Here is a 22,552-nt window from a genome sequence, read left to right as displayed (position 1 = left end):
TTTACGCCCTGCTAGCTATCAGACGAGGAAGAACTAACTTCGCCTGATTCTTCTGAGTCATTTTTGTAAGTATTGAATTCTTTATCGATAAAGCTTTCAAAACGCTTACGCTGCTGACGGTATTTATCCATCTTGGCTTTACTGATGGCTTCAAGCTGCTCGGTAGTCTGGATGATGCGGGCAGAAAGAAAAACCATCAAGGTCTGCTTGTTGTTGCTGTTGGATGTGGTTTTAAAAAGCCACCCCAGCAGAGGCAGATCGGACAAATACGGAATACCTGAATCTGAGCGGCTCTGATCGGACTTAATCAACCCACCGATAACCATGGTCGAACCGTCGGCCAGCAGAACCGTAGTGTCGGTAATGCGGTCGTTGGTAATCGGCAGGTCATCCGCAGTAGTAGACTCTGAAATTGTATTATAGGTCTGGTAGACGTCCAGCTTGATCAGTCCGTCTTCACGGTTGATGCGCGGAGTAATCTTAAGTTTGATACCAACATCTTTGTAGGAGTAGGTGGAAACAACACCGCTACCGGAAGTGGTACTTTCACCACTTTTGTAGGGTCTGTTCTCACCGACGAAAATTTCAGCTTCATTGTTATCCAGAGTCATGATCTGGGGAGCGGAAATCAGGTTGAAGTCAGTTGCGGTTTTGGTGAAGTTGACCAGTGCACCGATGGTGGGAAAAGTCTTTCCCGCATAAGAGATAGTGTCACCAAGAACCCCCATGGAGTAACCACCAGGCATAGCCGCTGGATTGGTTGTGTACCCGGGAAGGTTGCTTCCCGAAGTCTTGGTGTATCCCAAAGTAGCGACACTACCGCCCATTTCAATACCGCCCTGCCATTCAACACCGAATTTTTTGGTGTTTTCCAGAGAGGTTTCAAGAACCAGGGCTTCAATATAAACCTGATCCTGAGCCTGGTCCAACTGTTCCACAAACTTGTCAATCTGAGGAAGCTGATCGGGGCTGGCCATTACGATGAGAGTGTTGGTAGTCTCATCTGCGGAAATCTGGATTTCGTTTTCATCATCGGAATCGGATGACTTATTCTGCTGGTTTGCAGTATTTTTATTTGCGCCTTTTGCTGATGGAATAGCACCGCCGGAGGTAAGACTTTTCAGCACCTCGCCGGCAACAGTAGCTTCGATGTTATGGACCCTGTAGATCTTCATCTTTGAGGAAAAAGACTCATTACTCGAGCGGTCAAGCTTTGAAATCAAGCTTTTGATGTTCTCGATCTGCTCTGAAGTGCCGGAAACCAGCATACTGTTGGCCCAGTCGAGGGATTCAATGACCGGGGGTGTTCCGGCTTTACCGCTCTTTGATAATTTCTGGTAAAAAGAGATCAGCTTGTTTGCAACGGTCATAGAGCTGGTCATCTCAAGCTCAATCAAAGCAGAATCCTGCTTATCTCCGGCTCTTTCAAGAATTGCCAGCAGCTTCTTCATCTTATTAACATTGTCCTGCAGGTCGCGAACCATAACCGCGTCGGCCATAGGCACGGCGGTAACCTTTCCGATACGGGAAGCAACCTGAACAAGTACGCCCTGAACTTTAGCAGGGTCCATCTTACCTTCGAGCTGAAAAATAGATGTGATGATCTCTTCGCCATTACCCGGAGAGGGTGAGGCTTTAACGTCTGGAGAAATGAGTTTCGCATCGCGCACAGGCAACACATAGGTAACGTTATCACGGGTCACGGCATTAAATCCGGCTCCGGTGAGAACTTCCTGAAAAACAGCCATGAGTTCAGGCTCAGTAAGGGATTGTCCGGCATAAATGCTGACATGCGTTTTCGGCAGTGTCTCTTTCTGAAAAACAATATTCCGCCCAGTGTAACGGCCGACAAACTTGATGAATTCTACGAGGGAAATACTCTCAAGATTGGCGTGAACACCGTCACCACCTTCTGGCTGGGCCATTGCAGCAGGAACAGAAAGAGAAATGGACAAGACCAAAGTGACAAAAAAAACACTTAATTTCTTCAGCATATTCAGCTTCATAGGCTCCACCGGACTTCCGGCAAGATCTTATATTCTCTGCAAAAAAATCACCAATCCTGATGATAATTTTCCAGTTCAGACGTTCTAATGTTGCATCCCTGCAAGCATCCTACACTTATAAAGGCCCGTCAAGCTTTCCCACTTCCGGGCTTGATTACATAAACTGATAAAACAAAAATGCGTTGTATGCAAAATGGATAAGTGTTGAGGAAACACAACTCCTGTACCTTTGCCAGATATACCCGAAAGCAAGGGACGGAAAAAATGTCAGCAGTGCCCAATGCACAGGCTGATGAATAAGGTGAACACTGGCAAAAGTTGCCGATGTAATCACATTGGCCAGACTCAACGGTCCCAACCGCCACTTGTACTTCAGGAGTCTGTCTATACCCTCCTGCAGCAGAAATCTGAAAAAGAACTCCTCAAACATCGCCTTGAAAAACAATGTGGAAAGAGTGAGTTTTATATCCGGCTCAGGAACATAAAGCCCCACGAATCCCAATGATAAAAACAAATAAAATATAGGATCGGTAAGGCTGATTGCCCCCCATTTAAACTGGTACCAAATCCCTTTCAAGATTCGGTTTACGAAAAAATCATAAACCATAAGTTTCTTTATCTATATCAAATGTTATTAAATCTAAATAGTTGGAAAGGGCTACAGACCAATCCACTCTCAAGAAGCTACTTCTTGTAGCAGGTTTACACTCTGTCTAAAACCCTTAAAAGCACATCTTCGGGCAAAACTTTAGTCAAACAAGCCAGATCGCCCCGTTCGCAGCTCTCCTTTCCGCACGGCTCGCAATCCATCCCGGCCACGATTTCTTCGTGTTCCGGAGAAGGAAAGACCCAGCTTCCTGAAGAACCGGGCATAACAATGCTCTGAGTTCCAACGGCCACAGCAAAATGCCTCGGAGCAGAACAGTTCCCGATATGCAGCACTGCCCTTTCAATCAGAGCAGCCATGAGGCGCAGGGAACCGGGTTTATCCAACAGCACACACTGGTCGGGTACACCGGATTCTTCCCTGACTTTCAGGGCGACATCCTTTTCGCCGGGACCGTAGAGCAGAAAAAATTTAAAATTAGGGCGTTCCTTGGCTATCAGGCCGATCAGCTTGCCGTAATATTCCTCCGGCCACTTCCGGGTATACCTTCTGTGAGAGGCATCAATGGTAATCAGCTGCTCATCATCAGTGACACCCAAGGATTCGAGGCAGGAATCAGCTTCGGCCCGCTCTTCATCCGAGACAAAAATCCTGGGACGTTCAGAGTTCCAGTCGATGCCCAGAGGCTTAAGCACTCCGGCCTTATACATGCCTGCATAGCCCGGTGGAATTGATTCCGGCCAATGGGTATACAGCCAGCGGTTGTACCACGGCGGCATTTCAGCAAGTTTTACCGGGGCATCACTAAACAGTACCACCCAGCGACAGCGGGGTAATTGCTGAAAATCCACAATCAGGTCATATCCAGACCGGCCGACTTTCCAATAGAAGGCAACTGCTTTCAGAGGATTACGCAGTTCTTTTTTCTTGATTGCCCAGACATGGCTGACTACCGGGTTATTATCAAAAACCTGTGTGCACTTTTCTTCAGTTAAAATATGAATTTCTGCATTTGGAAATCTTTTATGCAAAAGCGAAACAGAAGGAGTTGCCAGAACAACATCACCAATCTGGCGCAACTGGCAGACAAGAATCTTTTTTGGATCAAGGGATGAAATATCTTTCACTATAAAAAGCTCACAAGTATTGTACAAACATCTATGATGTCAGAAAGGACGCAATAAAGCATACCCGTCCGCTAAAGTCCAGACAAGGCAAAGCCGGTATGCTGCACTCAGCATGCCTGCAAATAAACCAGCACTCCATCCCGGTCAAGCAAATGCATCAGACCTGGCTCCCGCCATTCAGAACCAAACAGGCAATATCTCTTTTTAAAAACAACTTTGACAAAAAGAACACAGATCAATTAACTTGCAGACATAAATATACCGACAATCATTCCGCCAAACCTTAAAACGGGAGACCGCCATGAAAAAATTAAGCATCTGCTTAATCGTCCTGATCTTGTCATCTATGACAATCTGCCCTGCCGCATTCAGTGGAGAGAAAGTGAAGGAAACAACACTGCACTTGAGTTATAGCCCGATCGACATGGAACTTCCTCCCTGCCCGGAAAAAATCGCTGTAGTTAAATTTACGGAAAGTCAGCCCATCAAACAGATCGGACAAAGCAAACAATTCAAATACCACCCTTCCATGGATATCGGCACCTGGATGGGCAAGGCGCTGTATACACAGTTAAAAGCTGAGGGCATGAACGTCGAATACTTTGAACACATGGATGATGCAGACGGTATGTTCATAATTACCGGAATTGCAAACAAGGTTTATATCAACCGCCCGGGACAACTGGAAATGCAGTACAAAGTCCGTCTCGACGGCATGGTCACCAAAAACAACAAGCTGCTCTTCGCCCAGAACTACACATCAAAGCAGAAAAAAGACCTCAGCAATACCGGAGACAATGCAGGGAAACTCATGGCCGGACTGCATGACATTTTCAGTATATTCCTCCCTCAAGCAATTAAAACAATCAACGAAAACCGATAACTGCCAATTATTTCCATTGCAAACCCCTATGCCCGGGATGCACTACAGCATTCCGGGCATTATATATACACCGGGGAAGGTATATATTTTAAAAGCTTATGCTTGCATCGTGTGTGAATAACCGCTATTAGAACCCTCCCCGACTTATAATTCTTCCAACACTCCATTATTTTAACATCCTTCAACAGAAGCCGTAGGCAGAAACACACTGCAAGAACAATGAACAGCTTTATCAATAATATAGAATACCATCTCCCGGAACATACCATAGACTGCCATGCATTGGATGAAACCAAACCCCACTGGCATGTCCGCAACTCTCTGCCCAAAACCGGGGTTCGCTACCTGCACCATAGCGAGAAAGATGAAACAACTTTGCAGCTGGCTCATAAGGCCGCTTCAAAGGCTTTAGCCGATGTCCCTGAAAATGAACTACCCGACACCCTGATTGTCTGCACCCAGACCCCGGATCAACTGCTACCTCATGTTTCAGCCTGCCTGCAGCACGAACTGGGCCTTCCATCATCTACCAAATGTTTCGACATAAGCCTTGGCTGCAGCGGATATTGCTACGGATTATCCATCGCCTACGGATACATTGCTGCCGGTATTTCCAAGCGGGTATTGTTCGTAACCGTTGACAACTATTCCAAAGCGATTGACCCGGAAAACAAGACTTCATTCCTTATTTTTTCTGATGGCTCTGCCGCGACAATTATCGACAAGCCTGATTCGGCTCCATCTTTTCTGTTCGGAACTGACGGCAGCCGCAGCGCAGCCATCCGTTGTCTCAATTCCGGTATCAGCGTTGTAACCGGAAAAGAGGACGATGCTCCCATTGCCAAGCCGGACCTGCAGATGGACGGCTTCAATGTCTTTCAATTCACTGTGAAAACTATCCCTGCCGAGATCAAAAAACTGGCCGAACAGGCCGGAACAGGAATGGACAATATCGATCTGTTCGTCTTCCATCAGGCCAGCAACAAGGTTCTTGAATCTTTAGCCGCCAAATTGAGTATACCGGAAGAGAAAATGCTCATTGATCTACACGACGTCGGCAACACTACCTCCTCTACTATTCCCATTGCCATGAAACGGGCAGAGGCAAATGGAAGGCTTAGCCGGGGAGATACTGTCATGCTCTTCGGATTCGGTATCGGCCTCAGCTGGTCCGGAGCCGTCTTCAAATATTAAAATATAAAACTCCCCGGAACACATGTTCCGGGGAGTTTCTGCATTCAAAGGTCCACGCCAATTTAGAGTTGCACTTTCTCCAGAATAAATTGCTCGACTCTGGATATGGATTCCTCAAGGGTCTCCCTATCAGTTTCAACAATCAGATCCGGCTCTTCCGGGGCATCATAAGGAGCTGATATTCCAGTGTAGTTTTTAATTTTACCTTCTCTTGCCATTTTATAATAGCCCTTCACATCCCGTTGTTCGCAAACCTCAAGGGAACATGAAACGAATACTTCGTAGAAATCAGCTTCGCCTATAATCTCACGGGCCATCTCCCGATACTCTTTAAGCGGGGAGATAAAGGCGCACATGCAGACAGTTCCCTTATCAGTGAACAACTTACATACTTCTGCAATGCGTCTGATATTTTCAGTGCGCGCTGCTGGAGAAAAGCTCAAATCTCCGCACAGGCCGTGCCGGACATTATCGCCGTCAAACACATAAGCCCTCATGGCACGATCAAACAATCGCTTCTCAACGCCGTGGGCAATTGTGGATTTTCCCGACCCGGAAAGCCCGGTAAACCAGAACACAGCTGCACGGTGTCCATTCAGCCTTTCCCGGTCTTCACGGAAAACCGCACCACGGAACTTCTGCACATTTTTACTAACAGCCATATAAATTACTCCCCAACTTTATGCAGGTACACATCCCGCTGCGGGAAGGGTATGACTATTCCTTCCTCGTTGAATTTATTATAAATATCTCGACTGAGTGTATGAATTAAACGCCCCCGGTCATGAGGTCTTGCAGCCCAGCAGAGCAGCTCGAACTCAAGAGCCGAATCACCGAATCTGCGAAACCTGACCCGGGGCTCCGGTTGAGCAATAGCAAGCTCGTTGCCTTCTGCCAATTCCATAAGAATTTCCTCCACCCGGTCTATATCAGAACCGTAAGCCACTCCGAGCTTAACTCGTATCCTGAAATGAGGATGCGGACTGCTCTGGTTAACGACTTTACCGTTGGTTATAACCGAATTGGGAATGGTAATCATGATATCGTCACGGGTCTGAATTTTTGTACTGCGCATACCGACAGCCATAACCTCACCGCGATCCCCGTTATCGAGCACAATATAATCCCCGGCACGAAACGGTCGGTCCATGAAAATCGACACACCCCCAAAAAAATTGGCAAGAGTTTCCCGGGCTGCCAGCGCAATAGCCATACCTACAATACCTGCCGAAGCAAAAATAGCCGTGACCGGTATGCCGAACGCGCTTCCGACATTATAAAAAAGCACGAATACAAGCCCGAAAGAAACCAGCCGGCAGCCAAGCTTGATAACATCAGCATCAAGAGCCTCATCATTTACTTTAGCAGTAAGAAGTATGCCGCGCATAATCACATCGCCACCGATAATAATGGCCACACCTGCAAAAAGAGCAAAAAACAACTCCAGCACCATAGTCACACAAGAAAGGACATCACCGGTAAAATTAATTTGTTCATCGGCAACATATTCAATACAAAGACAAACCAGCATGCCGTAAGCAGGAAAAAGCAGTCTTTCCAGACGCCAGTTCCATTTACGGGTTCCCCCTTTCAAAGTCCGATGCCAGAGCCAGAAAAGCCACAAACTCAGGACACCAAAAACAATAAGCAATGCAACTGCCGTCCACTGCCAGACAGCCTGCCCCAGATAACCTTCACGCATCCAGTCCGGAAGTTTTTTTAAAAATCCGTCCGGGATCATCCAACCGGAAGAATAAATATACTGTTCGTAAAAACCGGTATAATTTTCACCTTTATCCGCACGGTAAGGCAGGTGGGAAATTTCGTTGTAATACTCCTCCAGTCTGCGCACCGTTTCCGGGGTGAACAGGTAAGAGCCCATGCGGGGACCATCCGGACAGCGACCGATGGTTATCTCGGTATGCGGAATTCTCCAGAGCTGGATTTTATGGGTCTTAACTTCTTTCTTATCCGGCACATCGCCCATCTTCGGCAGTTCAATACGGTCAAGGACTTCACGCAACCGAAGAACAGATTCAATACTCACATCATCCATTAAAGTCGGTGGAACTTTACTCAGATCAAAACAACGTTCCGCCCTTTGCAAAAACTCCCTCTGCAAAAACAGGTCTTCAGCAGCGACAGCCTCTTCGTAAAGCTTGTCAGAATAGTAAACAAAACTTTCAAGAGTAGCCCGGGGGCTGGATGTATCCGGCGGCTCAAGCGGGAAAATATTCGAGGCTAAAGCCATGCTTCCCTGTGAGGCCAAAAAAATCAATACGCATATTAAGCAGCGGCTGATGGATTTCATAAATCTCCCCTTAATCAAATTATGCCGCACTTTAACATGATAAAGATCAGAATTGCCATTATTTTAAAACAAGAAAACCCACTTCCAGGTATGGAAACGGGTTTTCATCATTCAAATATTATCAACAAACATTAAACGAGGAAGTCTACAAGCACCTTCCAGATACGCTCTGATGTATGGCCGTCCCAGCCCTCAATCCTAGGGGCCGGATTGCCGGTCTTTTTCAACGCTTCGCCAACTTCACGTATAATATTTGCCCCGGAAACTCCGGCCAACGCATTGGTTCCTTTTTCAATTGTCACCGGGCGTTCGGTATTTTTCCGCACGGTAACGCAAGGCACGCCCAGCGCGGTTGTTTCTTCCTGCAAGCCGCCACTGTCGGTAATGACCACCTGCGCATCTTTCCACAAATACAAAGACTCACGGAAAGACAAGGGCGGGAAGGTATGCACATTCTCCGAGAATGAAATACCGAACTGCTTCATCATCTTTTCAGTGCGCGGGTGGATGGGAAAGATCAGGGGCAGCTCATCAGCAATAGTATTCAAGGCATTGACAATCCCTTCCAGCACGTCACGGTTATCGACATTTGAAGGCCGGTGCATGGTCATAAAACCATAGCGGCCTATCTTTTCCTTCAGTTCCCGACTCTGGTAACCAGCTACAACCTCCGGCCCCAGACGGTTCACGTTGTGGAAAAGGTTGTCGATCATCACATTGCCGACATGGAAAATTGTATCCGCGTCCTTACCTTCACGAAGGAGATTGTCGCGTCCGTGGTCTTCAGTGGTAAAGAACAGGTTACTGATGGAATCGGTCACCATGCGGTTGATTTCTTCCGGCATGTCCATATCACCACTGCGCAGACCGGCCTCAACATGGGCCACCGGGATATGGAGTTTTCTGGCTGTTACCGAACAAGCCAGCGTGGAGTTGACATCACCCACCACAACCACAAGATCGGGCTGCTCATCCATACACATCTGCTCGAAAGCAACCATAATCGCCCCGGTCTGCTCGGCATGGGTTCCGGTAGATTTGCCCATATTGAACTTGGGCTTTGGGATATCCAGATCCTCAAAGAAAACCTGTGACATCTGACGGTCATAATGCTGCCCAGTATAAACCATCTGGCACTCAACAGAATCCACTGCGAGCGATGCCCGGAAAATGGGTGCCACTTTCATCAGGTTGGGTCTTGCCCCGGCAACTAGGAATACTTTCTTCATGGTAAATGCCTCCGGCGGCCCTCCGGGGGCCCTTCGGGGACCAGAGAACCCTTTTGTAAAAGGGTTCTCTGGACTCTCCTAAAACTTTTAACCAGCTTCGCTCCGGTGAACGAAATGTATAATTATAATTTATTGCTCATCCCCAACCTATCCCAAATAACAACTAAAAAGTTTTGAGATTCTTAAACCCTTTTGCAAAAAGGTTAAAGTCGCCGGAGGCAAATCAGATCATTCTACATCACGCAAAGCGCATCAAAATTATTCAGGTCCGAACAATTTACTCTGTAATTCTTCCAGAGTGCGGCAGGTTTCGGACTGGTAAATGGGTCCGTAGCCCAGCCTCTTGGCCTGCTTGAGCCTTGTTTCGCCGCCTGAAGCCGGACGGATGCGTCCGTTCAGGTCCACCTCACCCCAGAAAACAGCACCGGGCTGCAGCGGGCGGTCGTAGAACGAAGATAATACAGAGGCCACCACACCCAGATCCAATCCAGGATCACGCATGGCCAAACCGCCGCCGATCTTGGCATAAATATCCAGCTGACCCAAGTTTAAATTGAGCCTTTTTTCCAGCACAGCCAAAATCAGGTTCAGCCTGTTGGTATCAAAGCCCAGCGCGGTGCGACGGGGTATAGAAAGAACCGTCCGGCTGGCTAAGGCCTGCACTTCCACCGCAAACGGCTTATGACCGTCCATGGCCATAACAACCGCTGCACCTGAACAGGAGTCGTCCCGGTCACCTAGAAACAGAGTCGAAGGATCTTCTACAATCTCCATACCTGCTTCGCGCATGGAAAAAACCACCAGCTCGTCGCTGGGACCGAACCTGTTCTTCAGCACACGCATGATGCGCATCATATGCTTACGGTCACCTTCAAGGTAAAGCACGGTATCAACCATGTGCTCCAACAACTTAGGTCCGGCAATCTGGCCGTCTTTGGTAACATGCCCCACGATGACCAGCGTGGTGCTGGTTTTCTTGGCAGCTTCTACCAGCTCGGATGAAACCGCCCGAACCTGACTTACGCTTCCGGGAATGCCATCCGCACGCGGAGAAGTCAGCGTCTGCACCGAGTCGATGATCATCAGGTCAGGCTTTTCCGGAGCTTCCAGAATAGAAAGGGCCTCTTCCGCATTTGTGGATGCAACAGCCAGCAAGCCCGATTGCAGAACACCCAGACGGTCCGCCCTGCCCCTAATCTGGGCAAGCGACTCCTCACCTGAAAAATAAACCGCTTTGTTGCCCATGCGACATTGCTCCGCTGCAAGCTGCAGAAGCAAAGTAGATTTACCAATGCCCGGTTCACCGCCGACAAGCACAGCACCACCCGGAACAAAGCCCTTGCCAAGTACGGTATCAAGCGGCTTGAACCCGGTAGAGCGGGCTTCGGTATGCTCGACGGGGATTTCGGAAAGCGGCACAGCCAAAGTATTTGCCGGAGCATGACTGACCCCGCCCTTGCGACGGACGACAACCTTCTCCTGCAATGTGTTCCACTCACCGCAACGCGGACACTGGCCCTGCCATTTCAAAGCCTGTGCACCGCAATTAGTACAAACAAAAACGTCTTTAGTTTTCATGTGGATGCCTCCGGCGGCTGGGGAAAGAAAAATTTTGCAAAAACTTTCCTTCCCCAGACCCCATCCTTTCAAAACCTTTTAGTAAGCTTCGCTCTTAGTTTTTAAGAACGAACCTAAAATTCACACAAATAAAAAGGCGGGAGATTCAGCTTAAAAGCCATATCTCCCGCCATTCTTAATATCTTATCGGCATAATCGCCCAAGCTACCCCCAAACTAAACCTAACAAAAGGTTTTGGGATTCTTAAACCCTTTTTCAAAAGGGTTTAAGGCCCCCGGCAGGGTCGCCGAAGGCAAGCTATTTCTTAGGCGGATTCTTGGCGTCTACTACGTTAATGACATACTCTTTAACTGCAGGCGAGGGCTTGAAGAACACAACCATGAAAGGCGTATCCATACCCGGCTTGAGCAGCGTGTTGTTGGAGAGTATGCCGACCTTGGAGCCAAGTCCGGCCTCGATTTCTTCTTTGGACTGCACTTCAAGCTGGAACAGGGAAAGGGTATTCCCGCAGAGCAGGCGTCTGGAATCGAGCACCTGTCCTTTGTCGTCGAAAAGCTGGGCTTCAACTTCGATCAGTTCCTTGGGCTTGCTGAAGTTGTTTACAACTTTACCTTCAATGATGAACAGCTGACCGGCCTTGTCGTTGTTGACATAGAACTGGCGCAGATCCTTGAAAGAGAACTTGCTGAAACGCTTGGAAGGCGGCTCGTCGGAATCGGCTGTCCCGCCATCATCTGAAGAGATGAAGGGGATACTGAACGGCAGGCTTTCCCAAAGCTTGAGATACCATGCTGTTCCGAGACCACCACCAAAAAGCAGCAGAACAATCAGGGTAATGATCAATCCTTTCTTGCCCTTCTTCCCTTTCTGATCTTTCCTTTTAGACGGAGGCTCGTCGAGATCTTCATCAAGATCGAATCCGGCTATTTCACCATCATCAAGGGAAATACCTTCATCATCTAAATCTTCTTCAGAGAAATCCTCTTCTTCGAAGTTTTCGTCCTCTTCCTCGAAACCTTCCTCTTCAAAAGTTCCGTCATCTTCCTCAATCTCTTCGTCATCATCGAAAAGGCTGTCTTCAGAAAGATCGGAACTGTCGTCGTCATCACCGAAGAGATCATCATCGTCGAAGAGGGCGTCTCCTTCCTCTTCTTCGGCAGCAGGTGCTGCGGCTTCCTCAGCTTCCGGCTCATCGTCACCGAACAGCTCGTCATCTATATCAAAATCATCTTCCTCAGCAGGAGAATCCCCGGCTTCGGGTTCTGCAAAGGGTTCGTCGTCATCAAAAAGATCGGCCCCTATCTCGGCATCTGCGGAATTATCGTCCGAACCGAACAGGTCATCCTCAAGATCATCTGAATCAGCGGCAGGAGATTCAGCCGGTGCATCATCGACACCGATATCACCGAAAACGTCGCCATCAAGCTCTTCCCCAAGTTCATCGGCGGCCTCATCAAAAAGGTCGTCGTCGAAATCAACTTCCGGTTCGGGTTCCGGCTCGGGTTCAGGTTCGGGTTCCGGCTCAGGTTCAGGTTCCGGCTTTGGCGCAGGCTTAGGTTCCGGTTTAGGCTCCGGCGCAGACTGCTCCTCTTCAAGCAAGGACTCAACTTCGTCCTCCGGCTCTTGAGCTGGAGGTGTTACCTTAAAAATATTCCCGCATTTGGAGCATTTGACCTTAGCTCCGCCCGCCGGAATCTTACTTTCCGGTAAATTGAACTTGGTTCCGCAGTTTGAACACGTAATTATCATGGACCGATCTACCTGCCATTAAATAGGTTTAACCGACTCGTATTTATAACAATTTTAAGAACAGAACACCTTTTAACTAGGCATTATCAAGTTCATACACTGCACTTAAATACCTGTATTTTTCAGCATAGTCCATTCCGTATCCCACAAGAAAGCCACTCTCGAGAATAAAACCAGGAAATTCAACTTCCAGATCAATCTCGCGACGCTCCCGTTTATCAATCAAGGCGCAGGTTTTCACGCTGAGAGGGTTACGTTTCTCAAAAACATGTTTCAAGAACTCAACAGAGTGTCCGGTATCAACGATGTCTTCGATGATCAGCACATGCTTATCGGCGATGGAAACTTCGAGATCCTTGGAGAAATTCATATTCCCGGTTCGGCTGGTTCCGGCACCGTAGCTGGAGAGGCGTACGAAATCGATTTCAGGATCAGCAGAAAGTGCACGGGTGATGTCAGCAAAAAAGAGGTAAGCCCCTTTGAGCACACACACGCATACCAGCGGTTCCTGACCGTAAGTTTCGGAAATTTCTTTACCGAGTTTCTCAATTCTTTCCGCAATTATTTCTTTAGAAAAAACTTCTTTAAGGCTATGGCCCATGATAGTTTTCCTTTTTATTTCAGTTTCATATTCATTGGGATTTCATCACAATCCGGGAACTGAGGACAATTGATACAGTCAGCCCATATTTTCTGGGGTAACACATTTTTATCAGTTTCCTCAAAACCAAGTTTTGCAAAGAATTTCTCAATGTTAGTCAATACAAACACGTCGCAAACACCGAGTTCACGCGCTTCCTGAATACAGGCGGCAACCATCTGTGCTCCCAGATTTGCCCCCCGAGCTTCAGGCACAACAACCAGAGACCGGACTTCTGCCAGACAATCCCAGCTTATGGCAAGTGCACAGCAGCCAAGAATTTTGCCATCCCCGGTCTCCGCCACAAAAAAATCACGCAAGTGGCTGTATATAGAACTTAAAGGACGCGGCAAAACCATTGCGTTCTTTGTACTATCCTTAATGATGGTGTGGATTTGCTTAACATCGCCCATCATAGCCTTTCTTATCTTCACCATCTATATCTACCGGTCCTTTAACATCTTCTTGATATATCTTTCAAACATCTCTCCGGGATAACTCCCTTCCTTATCGAAGACACGCTTCCCGCCAGGACCGTACATCATAGTTCTGGGAATAGACTGGATTCTGAATGCCGGGCCGATATCTTCAGCAGCGAAATAAACCGGGTAATTGAATTTTGCCTCTTTTTGCATAAATTCATCTACCACATCGCTTTCCTGATCCACGGCAACACCAATCATTACCAGCTCATCATCAGAAAATTTCTTACGCAATTCAATGAGTTCCGGAATCTCCGCACGGCAGGGAGGACACCATGTAGCCCAGAAATTAACCAGCACTACTTTACCTTTATTCTTGGCGATAATGTCCTGAACACCCTGAGCATTGATAGTCTCAACACCTTCCGCTGTTTCGGCCTTGTTGCAACCGACAACAAGAAGCAGAAGAAGAACCAGACAGACGCTTAATCTACTCAATATTTTCATACACCCTCCAATGGGGAGCTTATCTGCACTAAACAAGTAAATAATGCACTAGCAGATTCCATGAAATAATTCAAAAATCGGCCCACCCCGTTACTGGAGCAGGTTCTTGGCAACCTTGACCGCTGCAACAGCGTCAGTGGACCAGCCGTCCGCTCCGATGGATTCACAGAATCCTCCGGTGATAACCGCGCCGCCGATCATTACTTTAATATTGAGATCGCGCTCTTTGATCAGGTTGATGGTATCTTCCATCTTGACCATGGTGGTAGTCATCAGAGCGGAAAGACCGACAATCTTGGCGCCGTGCTCTTCAGCAGCGTTAACGATAGTCTCGGCGGGAACGTCCTTGCCGAGGTCGATTACGTTATAGCCGTGGTTCTTGAGCATCAGACAGACGATGTTCTTACCGATGTCGTGGATATCGCCTTCAACGGTAGCCATGATAATGGTTGCCTTTTCCTCGACATCACCGGACGCTTCAAGCAGGGGCTTGAGCTTTTCAAAAGCTTTCTGCAGGGTTTCTGCTGATTGCAGCAACTGAGGCAGGAAATATTCCTTACGCTCGTACTTTTCACCGACTTCCATAATCGCCGGGATCAACTCTTCGTTGACCAGCTCAAAGGGGGCGCGCCCGCCTTCAAGATCACGCTCAACCAAAGCTACAATTGACCCCCGGTCTCCTTTAACGACTGCATCAAAGAGATTTTCCGCACCGGATTTTTTCTCTTTTTTGCCACTGCCAGCAGCACCGGACTGTCCTCCGTCACCTGAGGGAGTCCAATCAGCGTAGCGTTCGATGTACTGCTCAGCCTGCGGATCGCGGGCAAGCATAACTTCGTTGGCGTAAAGGGCTTCACGCAGACGCACAGAATTGGGATTAGAAATGAATGCGCACATGCCCTGCCCCTGACAGAGGGTCAGGAAGCTGGAGTTAAGCAATTCACGGGCCGGAAGCCCGAAGGAAATATTAGAAAGTCCCAGAACAGTAGGCAGGTTCCATTCTTCACGGCAATGCTTGATAAAATCAAGGCAGTGACGCGCAGCCATGGGTTTGGACGAAACGGTCAAAGCCAAAGCATCAACCATGATCAGCCTGCGCGGGATGCCCAGATCATCAGCCTGCTTAAGCAGTTCGGAGACAACTTCCACTTTTTCTTCGCAGGTGATGGGCAGCTTACTGCCAACGATGGGCAGCAGGATGAACGGAGCACCGAATTTCTTACACAACGGGCCGAGACGTTCCATACGTCCTGGTTCACCGCTGATGGAGTTGACCAGAGGGGATCCGGGATATTCCCAGAGAGCCGCTTCAACTGCATCAGGGTTGGTGGAATCAATGGAAAGCGGTGCGGAATGCTGGGAAAAAATTTCTTTTACCAGAGCAGGCAGGATTTCAACCTCGTCAACCATGGGAGCACCGACGTTGACATCAAGAACAGGCGCACCGACAGCCAGCTGCTCTTCAGCAAACTTCATGGCCTCTGTGAACTGACCCTTCTGCAATTCTTCGATGAGCACCTTTTTCCCGGTAGGGTTGATGCGCTCGCCGATGATTACACCGCGCTGCTCAAAACCGATTTTCACGGACTGGGCGCGGGAGGTCAGCACCAACTGGCAGTCGTCCTGCGGCACAGGACGCTTCCATTTGGAATCGCCAACGACATTACGCAAGGCACGGATATGATCAGGACCGGTTCCGCAGCAACCGCCGATAAATTTGGCGCCCACATTTACGAACTTCGCGGACTGCTCGGCAAAAGGCTCTGGCTGGAGACGAAAAACAGTGTTGCGGTTTTCATCCAGCTCAGGGAGTCCGGCATTAGCTTCCACCAGCAGGGGAGAAGAAAGACGCGGCTGCATATTTTCCAGAACCTCAAGAATCTGCTCCGGTCCGGCAGAGCAGTTGGTCCCCATAAGTTCAACACCCATGTTCTGCATGGTGTCGATAAAGGTGGCCGGGCTGGTTCCGGTCAGACAGGCTGCCGGGGATTCGAAAGTCATGGACAGGGCAACAGGCAGGTCACAGACCTCGCGGGCCGCAATGACCACAGCTCTCGCTTCGGCCAGATCGAAATGGGTTTCACCAAGGATCAGGTCAACTCCGCCTTCGACAAGACCGGTAATCTGTTCCTTGTAAATCTCTACCATTTCCTTGAAAGTCATTTCGCCCAAGGGCTGAACAAAATGCCCGGTAGGACCGACGCTGCCGCCGACAAAGACGTTATCACCGGCAACGGAGCGGGCAATGAGAGCCATTTCCCGGTTCAGGCCGATAACGTCCACATCTGCGCCCAGCTTGGGTCTGCTGCCGCCAAAGGTGTTGGTAGTCAGAACATTTGCACCGGCATCAACGTAATCCTTATGAACGGATTTAATTACATCCGGACTCTGCAGACCGAATAGTTCCGGAGACATACCTGCCGGCAGTCCCCTGCTCTGCAAAAAGGTTCCGTATCCACCATCAAAGAAGTATATTTTTTCGTCACTGAGGGCTTTGCGAAAATCAGGCATGCTCAACGCTCCACTTTTTTATTGATTCGAATTTCAGCCAAAATGCTGATCAACATGTTTATATCTAGATGAATTATAGTCCTTTCGGACAACAGGACTGCCGGACAACCGGCTCTAACGGACTGTGCTATGCAGTCCTGAAATTTATTTTTTTGAAAAAAGACACAAAAAAAGTTACCGGGAACTCCAAAAGGAAGGTATAATGCGTTGAAAACGCTTCTACTTAAAAACATTGAAAAGGACAAATAAAAACTATACCCTTGTAAGTTACAGATTAGAACTTTTGTTTACAATAAAATATTCAAATAAATTCAGTTGAACAGGAAACATTAACTGGACAATGTCAGAAAAAAAAGAACCGGTAGAGCTTGAACCTGTTGAAAATGAAGAAGTAAAGCTGCCGCCCAAGGACGATTTCCTGCCCACACCAAGGGCAAAAGGCGAGGTTGCAACAAAGGACCCTCTCCATCTGTATCTTCAGGAAATCAGCCGCTTTCCCCTGCTTGAACCGGACGAAGAATTCCGGCTGGCCAAGCAGGTACAGGAAAACGGAGACCAGCAGGCCGCATTCAGACTGGTATCCTCACACCTCCGCCTTGTGGTCAAAATCGCTATGGATTTCCAGCGCCGCTGGATGCAGAATGTACTTGATCTCATTCAGGAAGGTAACGTCGGGCTGATGAAAGCCGTCAATAAATTTGACCCCGACAAAGGCATCAAATTTTCATACTATGCGGCATTCTGGATCAAGGCTTACATCCTGAAATACATTATGGATAACTGGCGCATGGTCAAAATAGGGACCACCCAGACCCAACGAAAACTTTTTTACAATCTAAACAAAGAACGCCAAAGATTACAGACTCTTGGATTCGACCCAACGACCTCTGAACTTTCAAAAAACCTGAATGTAAGTGAAGAGGAAATTACAGAAATGGACCAGCGTCTGGCCAAAAACGATCTTTCCCTGAACCTTAAGTTCGGCGAAGATTCCGAAGCCACACGCATGGATTTTCTGCCTGATCTCGGTCCCGGAGTAGAAGAAACCCTTGCCAACAAGGAGATTTCCACATTACTGCTTGACCAGCTCAGGGCAATTGTTCCAAATCTAAATGAAAAGGAACAGGTGATCCTGAACGACCGCCTTTTATCCGATTCACCCAGAACCTTGCGGGAAATCGGTGAAGAGTTCGGGGTAACAAGGGAAAGAGTTCGCCAGATTGAAGCAAGACTGCTTAAAAAATTGAGGGAACATCTGGCTGAATCAGTTAAAGACTTTTCACAGGACTGGATACCTGAAAATGAATAAACTGCTTACGGACCTTAAGACAGAAGCAAAAGCAATGGCCTCGGCCCTGCCTGTTCCGGTTTTCTACCGGGACCTTGAAACACAGATTGAATTTGCACGGGACATGTTTTTCGACCATCCTCTGATCATCAGATTGCAGGAAGACGTGCTGCCTTTTCTTTATGATGAATATGCCCACGGCATTTACCACTCCAAAAAAGTAGCCATCGAAGCAGGGGCAATAATCCTGCGCGAAGGCGACGAAATGGATGGCGACCGTGTGCGTGAGCTGGTCCTGCTGGCCCAGTTCTGCGGACTGCTTCACGATTGTTGCCGCCTTGATGAAAACCACGCCCTGCGAGGATCTGAAACGTCCAAGGTAATCCTCAGCAACTACCCCCTTTCCGAACGCAGCAAGGAACTCATTGCCGAAGCAATCGCGCGGCACGAGGCCTTCAAGCCTGAAATTCCCATTGAAAATGACCCCGAACTGGAACTGCTCAGCGGCGCACTTTACGATGCCGACAAGTTCCGCTGGGGACCGGATAACTTCTCCACCACTCTCTGGGAAATCTGTGACTACGAAGACTGGACCGTTGAAGAGATCATTGAAAAATTCCCCAAAGGCCTTGAAATCATCAAGTCCATCGAATCCACATTCAGGACTGAAACCGGTAAGGAATACGGACCGGAAATGATTGCTCAGGGCATTAATATCGGGTCTGCAGTTTACGAAAAGCTGGTTGAATTCTCCAAGGACCCCAAATACCTCCCGCAGGAAGAACCAGAAAGGCTTGTATGATACAACTCCCCGGCTCAACACGCTTTCCGCTGAAGAATGCTCTTGTAAGTGCCCTGCTTGCCCTGCTCATGTTGCAGGGCTGTGCGGGTAAAAATACCGCACAGCCGCAAATTCAGGCTCCGCTCAGTAAGGAAGCACAGCTGACTTATGATTATCTGGTCTATATGGATTACCGCACAAGGCTCGGACAGGCTTTGAGCGGCATGAAGACCCCGCAGAAAATCAACGAAGTCGCCCGCCTGCAGAAGGAAGCATTAGTTGTCCTGAACAGGCTGATCGCTGCTGAGCCGCAGGAAAAGCTTTATATCGACAAATTCGCCCTATACTGGACAACAAACCAGATAGACGAAGCCCGTAACACTCTCAAGGAAGCGCTGCAGAGATATCCTGACAGCCGAGACCTGACCATCAGCCTCGCCAACACCTATCTGGTGGAAAACCGCAACGAAGCGGCCGAAGGGGTTTTAAAAGAGTTTCTGCTCAAACAGCCGGATGAACTGATCGTCACCGGACATCTGGCCCGCATCTATCTGGAACAGAAAAAGTTCGCCCAGGCGTTGGATATCCTTAAAGTAATCCCTCTGGATAAACGTACTCCCCAGATTCATTTCCTGCATGCCAAGGCCAGTGCCGGACTGGGGCTTACCCGTCAGGCCATCAAGAGCCTGAACAGGGCGGTTAAGGCAAAGCCAGACTTCCTTGAAGCTTGGGGTGAGCTGGCGTACATGTACGAAATCGAGAAGGATTACGACTCCGCCGAGAAAATTTATACCAGAATGCTCAAATTCCCGGATGTATCAAATCACATCCGCTTGCGCCTCATGGAGCTTTGCCTCAAGCTGAACAACCCAGAACGGGCCTTGAAACTCGCCATTGAAGGGCCGCGCAACAAATCCTTTCTACTGGAAGCAGCGCAATTGTTCATCAACGGTAAATTTTACGGACAGGCTTCCATTCTGCTCGATTTATTCGCACAGCAGAAAACGGTTCCCGAATCATATTATTTCTTCAAGGCTTCCATTGCTTATGAAGGAGAAGGTGACCCGCAGAAGGCACTGGATTATCTGAAAAAGATCTCCCCGCAGAGCGAACACTATGATCGCAGCCTGCAGTTCAGGGCGCATCTGCTCCTGGACCTTGAACAAAATAAAGAAGCCCTTGAAATAATCCGTACCGGACAGCAGAAATATCCCGAAGAAGTTAATTTCTACCTGCTTGAATCGGGTCTCCATGCTGAAAACGGCGATGACGCGGCTGCTAAAAAAGCACTGCTGCTCGGGAACAGCAACATTCCCAACCATCCGCAGATACTCTTTCAGCTCGGCGTGATAGAAGAGAAAGAAGGCAATCTGGACCAGACCCTGAAGTACATGGAACAGATCATCTCCAGCTATCCTGACCATGCGGATGCGCTCAACTTCGTCGGCTACATCCTCGCTGACCGTAATGAACAGCTGGATCGGGCCATGGTGCTGATCAGCAGAGCCAACAGACTGGAGCCGGATAACGGCTACATTCTCGACTCTCTGGCCTGGGTCAACTACCGCATGGGCAATTTCGAAGAAGCGTGGGAAATAATCAAACGCGCTGTTTCCCTGAAGCCTGAACAGGCTGAACTCTGGTACCACTATGGTGATATTGCCGCGGCACTGAAAAAGAAAAAATCCGCCGCCAAGGGTTATAACAAAGCCTTGAAGCTGAATCCCGAAAACGCCGGTGAAATCAACAGGAAACTTAAGGAATTATGATTCTGAGACCTTTGAGCAGACTTGTAATGCTCCTGAGCGTGATTATCGCGCTCAGCGGCTGTGCTGCCCATAAAAACGGCCCCCTGAATCCGGAAAACACATATTCAGCGTTCCGCAGCACATACGGCAACTGCAACGCCACCGGAATCCGGGCCAAAGCCAGTCTCTACTACACATCCCAAGGAAGCGGCCACCGCACTACCATGAGCATCTGGGGAGAATACAACACCCCCCTGCGGCTTGACGTGCGCGCCGGCATCGGGGCCTATATCGCCCATATCCGTGAAGACCAGAATGGTTTGACCGCTTTCTACCCGGATCAGGAAACAGCTTATACCCATTCATCACCGGTTCAGGCGATACAGATTCTGGGACTGCCCTTTCCTTTCTCACTGAAAGACCTTGCAGGACTTATCTCCGGCTGTTATCCCAACCTGATACCAAAATCATACGATACCGCAGTTCCTGAAAACGGGGACCTGCGTTTTACCTTTAAGTACGGACCGGTCAGTGCCATAACATTGACTGGTCAGGGAATCCCGGTGGAAATATCGGGGCGTGGCGAAATTCCATGGCGCATGGAGCTGTCTTCATACGAAGATGACGGTTCGGGCAAACTGCTGCCGGAGAAAATTGCTGTTTATACCGAACTGGGTGACAAAGCCCTGCTTCGTATAAAATCGAGGACCTTCACCACAAAACCGTGGGAAAAAGATGCTTTGGAGCTGAAATTTCCTGAAGGAACTGACATCGTCCGCCTTGATCGCAAAGGGTATGTAATAATTGAATAAAATGTTTTATCTATTCATACGGAGGGAAGTATGAGCGGACAGGATTTTAATTCTAATGAAAAAAGTAGTGGACTTCTTGAAAATTTCAAACTAGGTATCGACGTCTGGCTGGCAGAGATGAAAGGAATAGTTTCCAGATTACTTGGAAATTTCGAAGTCTCACAGCTTGAAAAACGTCTCGAAAAAGAATACTCACTTCTCGGAAAGCTCACTTGCGGTGACGCTGAAGGTGACACCGAGCTTTGCAGAAAGCAGATTGAGTTTTTCAAAGATGAGATCAGCAGGCTTGAAAAAGAGCAGGCTGCCAAGCGCGATGTAAAATATCGCGACAATGAACGAAAAATGGATATTTAACCGTTCACGGTTTCATATAGAGTGGTGGGGTTCCCGAGTGGCCAAAGGGAACAGACTGTAAATCTGTCGGCAACGCCTTCGGAGGTTCGAATCCTCCCCCCACCACCACTTTGAATCCCCGGTTGATTCCATAAAACAAAAAGTACAGGGTGTTACAAACACAGTTGAGCACAGCCTGAAATCACAGTTCTGCGGGAATGGTTCTCGACAGAACTATTTTTTTGTTGTGCCTATGAATGTTCCAAGCATCCTGCGCGGGAGATCTGGATATGGCCGGTAAAGTTGTAATCGGTTCGGACCACGGGGGCTTCACCCTCAAGACATTTGCCATCAAACTGCTCACCGACATGGGCTATGATGTGGTAGACGCCGGACCTGAAGAAGCTGTCAGCTGCGACTATCCTGTTTACGCCGAAAAAGTAGCCGAAATGGTAACCGGAGAAGACATTCCCGGTATCCTCATTTGCGGAACCGGACTGGGTATGTCCATGGCCGCAAACAAAATCAAAGGCATCCGCGCCGCCATGTGTACCAATGAGTATATGGCAAAAATGGCTCGTGCGCACAACAATGCCAATATTCTCTGCCTCGGCGAAAGGGTCATCGGACCCGGTCTGGCCGAAGAAATCATCCGTGCCTTCATGACAAGTGAATTTGAAGGAGACCGGCACCTGCGCAGAATCAATCTTTTCGATAAATAGTTGAAATCCCGTCAGCATTACTAGCTGGCGGGATTCTTTAATTTATAACATCAGCCGGTATAGCTCAGGGAAGTGGGCAGGGAAGTAGGGCGGTTATCCGTCAA

General features: G+C 48.5%; 20 protein-coding genes and 1 tRNA gene. 9 read left to right on the top strand and 12 right to left on the bottom strand.

The annotated features are described in order from the left end of the window. Nucleotides 1–11 precede the first annotated feature (11 nt). The 3 genes from gspD to ACNI29_RS07955 all read right to left on the bottom strand — a co-directional run bounded on the left by gspD (nucleotide 12) and on the right by ACNI29_RS07955 (nucleotide 3,740). The gene (gene gspD, locus ACNI29_RS07965) at nucleotides 12–2,006 is read right to left on the bottom strand and encodes a type II secretion system secretin GspD (RefSeq protein WP_419781668.1); all 1,995 of its coding nucleotides are present in this window, start codon (nucleotides 2,004–2,006) and stop codon (nucleotides 12–14) included. A gap of 154 nt (nucleotides 2,007–2,160) precedes the next feature. Further along, nucleotides 2,161–2,613, bottom strand: coding sequence for a JDVT-CTERM system glutamic-type intramembrane protease MrtJ (gene mrtJ, locus ACNI29_RS07960; protein ID WP_419781667.1), 453 nt, complete (start codon nucleotides 2,611–2,613; stop codon nucleotides 2,161–2,163). 95 nt (nucleotides 2,614–2,708) lie between these two features. Beyond that, nucleotides 2,709–3,740: a glycosyltransferase family 9 protein gene (locus ACNI29_RS07955; RefSeq protein WP_419781666.1), complete on the bottom strand. Its 1,032-nt coding sequence runs from the start codon at nucleotides 3,738–3,740 to the stop codon at nucleotides 2,709–2,711. A gap of 301 nt (nucleotides 3,741–4,041) precedes the next feature. Between ACNI29_RS07955 and ACNI29_RS07950 the strand changes: the two genes are divergently transcribed. Together ACNI29_RS07950 and ACNI29_RS07945 are read left to right on the top strand one after the other, a co-directional pair. Next, nucleotides 4,042–4,623, top strand: a complete 582-nt coding sequence (locus ACNI29_RS07950) for a hypothetical protein (protein ID WP_419781665.1) — start codon at nucleotides 4,042–4,044, stop codon at nucleotides 4,621–4,623. A gap of 219 nt (nucleotides 4,624–4,842) precedes the next feature. Then, a complete protein-coding gene (locus ACNI29_RS07945) occupies nucleotides 4,843–5,817 on the top strand; it encodes a 3-oxoacyl-ACP synthase III family protein (protein WP_419781664.1) in 975 nt (324 codons plus the stop codon). Between the two features lie 62 nt (nucleotides 5,818–5,879). On the opposite strand, the gene cysC is transcribed toward ACNI29_RS07945, so the two are convergent. From cysC to ACNI29_RS07900, 9 genes are all read right to left on the bottom strand, one after another. Beyond that, nucleotides 5,880–6,479, bottom strand: coding sequence for an adenylyl-sulfate kinase (gene cysC, locus ACNI29_RS07940; RefSeq protein WP_419781663.1), 600 nt, complete (start codon nucleotides 6,477–6,479; stop codon nucleotides 5,880–5,882). A 5-nt stretch (nucleotides 6,480–6,484) separates the two neighbouring features. Beyond that, nucleotides 6,485–8,128 (bottom strand): mechanosensitive ion channel family protein, encoded by a 1,644-nt coding sequence (locus ACNI29_RS07935; RefSeq protein ID WP_419781662.1) that lies wholly within the window; start codon nucleotides 8,126–8,128, stop codon nucleotides 6,485–6,487. A gap of 131 nt (nucleotides 8,129–8,259) precedes the next feature. Beyond that, entirely contained in the window at nucleotides 8,260–9,357 is a 1,098-nt protein-coding gene (gene wecB / locus ACNI29_RS07930) for a non-hydrolyzing UDP-N-acetylglucosamine 2-epimerase (protein WP_419781661.1), read from the bottom strand. Nucleotides 9,358–9,615: 258 nt separating this feature from the next. After that, the gene (radA, locus tag ACNI29_RS07925; protein WP_419781660.1) at nucleotides 9,616–10,935 is read right to left on the bottom strand and encodes a DNA repair protein RadA; all 1,320 of its coding nucleotides are present in this window, start codon (nucleotides 10,933–10,935) and stop codon (nucleotides 9,616–9,618) included. Between the two features lie 297 nt (nucleotides 10,936–11,232). Then, entirely contained in the window at nucleotides 11,233–12,684 is a 1,452-nt protein-coding gene (locus ACNI29_RS07920) for a DUF3426 domain-containing protein (RefSeq protein ID WP_419781659.1), read from the bottom strand. Nucleotides 12,685–12,760: 76 nt separating this feature from the next. After that, a complete protein-coding gene (gene hpt / locus ACNI29_RS07915) occupies nucleotides 12,761–13,285 on the bottom strand; it encodes a hypoxanthine phosphoribosyltransferase (RefSeq protein WP_419781658.1) in 525 nt (174 codons plus the stop codon). A 14-nt stretch (nucleotides 13,286–13,299) separates the two neighbouring features. Then, the gene (locus tag ACNI29_RS07910) at nucleotides 13,300–13,761 is read right to left on the bottom strand and encodes an N-acetyltransferase (protein WP_419781657.1); all 462 of its coding nucleotides are present in this window, start codon (nucleotides 13,759–13,761) and stop codon (nucleotides 13,300–13,302) included. 6 nt (nucleotides 13,762–13,767) lie between these two features. Then, on the bottom strand, nucleotides 13,768–14,253 hold the full coding sequence (locus tag ACNI29_RS07905) for a TlpA family protein disulfide reductase (RefSeq protein ID WP_419781656.1): 486 nt from the start codon (nucleotides 14,251–14,253) through the stop codon (nucleotides 13,768–13,770). 90 nt (nucleotides 14,254–14,343) lie between these two features. Next, complete coding sequence (locus ACNI29_RS07900; RefSeq protein ID WP_419781655.1) at nucleotides 14,344–16,764, bottom strand: homocysteine S-methyltransferase family protein; 2,421 nt, start codon at nucleotides 16,762–16,764, stop codon at nucleotides 14,344–14,346. 340 nt (nucleotides 16,765–17,104) lie between these two features. On the opposite strand from ACNI29_RS07900, the gene ACNI29_RS07895 reads away from it, so the two are divergent. The 7 genes from ACNI29_RS07895 (at nucleotide 17,105) to rpiB (ending at nucleotide 22,448) form a co-directional block, all read left to right on the top strand. Beyond that, nucleotides 17,105–18,073, top strand: a complete 969-nt coding sequence (locus ACNI29_RS07895) for a sigma-70 family RNA polymerase sigma factor (RefSeq protein WP_419781654.1) — start codon at nucleotides 17,105–17,107, stop codon at nucleotides 18,071–18,073. Then, entirely contained in the window at nucleotides 18,066–18,854 is a 789-nt protein-coding gene (locus ACNI29_RS07890; protein ID WP_419781653.1) for an HD domain-containing protein, read from the top strand. The genes ACNI29_RS07895 and ACNI29_RS07890 overlap by 8 nt, the downstream gene beginning before the upstream one ends. Beyond that, nucleotides 18,851–20,602: a tetratricopeptide repeat protein gene (locus ACNI29_RS07885; protein WP_419781652.1), complete on the top strand. Its 1,752-nt coding sequence runs from the start codon at nucleotides 18,851–18,853 to the stop codon at nucleotides 20,600–20,602. Before ACNI29_RS07890 ends, ACNI29_RS07885 begins: the two co-directional genes overlap by 4 nt. After that, entirely contained in the window at nucleotides 20,599–21,393 is a 795-nt protein-coding gene (locus ACNI29_RS07880) for a hypothetical protein (protein ID WP_419781651.1), read from the top strand. The genes ACNI29_RS07885 and ACNI29_RS07880 overlap by 4 nt, the downstream gene beginning before the upstream one ends. Nucleotides 21,394–21,423: 30 nt before the next feature. Beyond that, the gene (locus ACNI29_RS07875; protein ID WP_419781650.1) at nucleotides 21,424–21,747 is read left to right on the top strand and encodes a DEAD/DEAH box helicase family protein; all 324 of its coding nucleotides are present in this window, start codon (nucleotides 21,424–21,426) and stop codon (nucleotides 21,745–21,747) included. A gap of 23 nt (nucleotides 21,748–21,770) precedes the next feature. Continuing rightward, nucleotides 21,771–21,855: transfer RNA gene (locus ACNI29_RS07870), tRNA-Tyr, on the top strand. Nucleotides 21,856–22,016: 161 nt separating this feature from the next. Continuing rightward, nucleotides 22,017–22,448 carry a ribose 5-phosphate isomerase B gene (gene rpiB, locus ACNI29_RS07865; RefSeq protein WP_320006758.1) on the top strand — a complete coding sequence of 144 codons (432 nt, stop codon included), beginning with the start codon at nucleotides 22,017–22,019 and terminating at the stop codon, nucleotides 22,446–22,448. Nucleotides 22,449–22,552: the final 104 nt, after the last annotated feature.

The sequence above is a fragment of the Maridesulfovibrio spiralis (SeqCode) genome (assembly GCF_048571135.1).
Taxonomy (GTDB): Bacteria; Desulfobacterota; Desulfovibrionia; order Desulfovibrionales; family Desulfovibrionaceae; genus Maridesulfovibrio; species Maridesulfovibrio spiralis.
The sequence above is the reverse complement of the archived record's forward strand: the minus strand, read 5'-3'. Positions and strand labels throughout refer to the sequence as shown.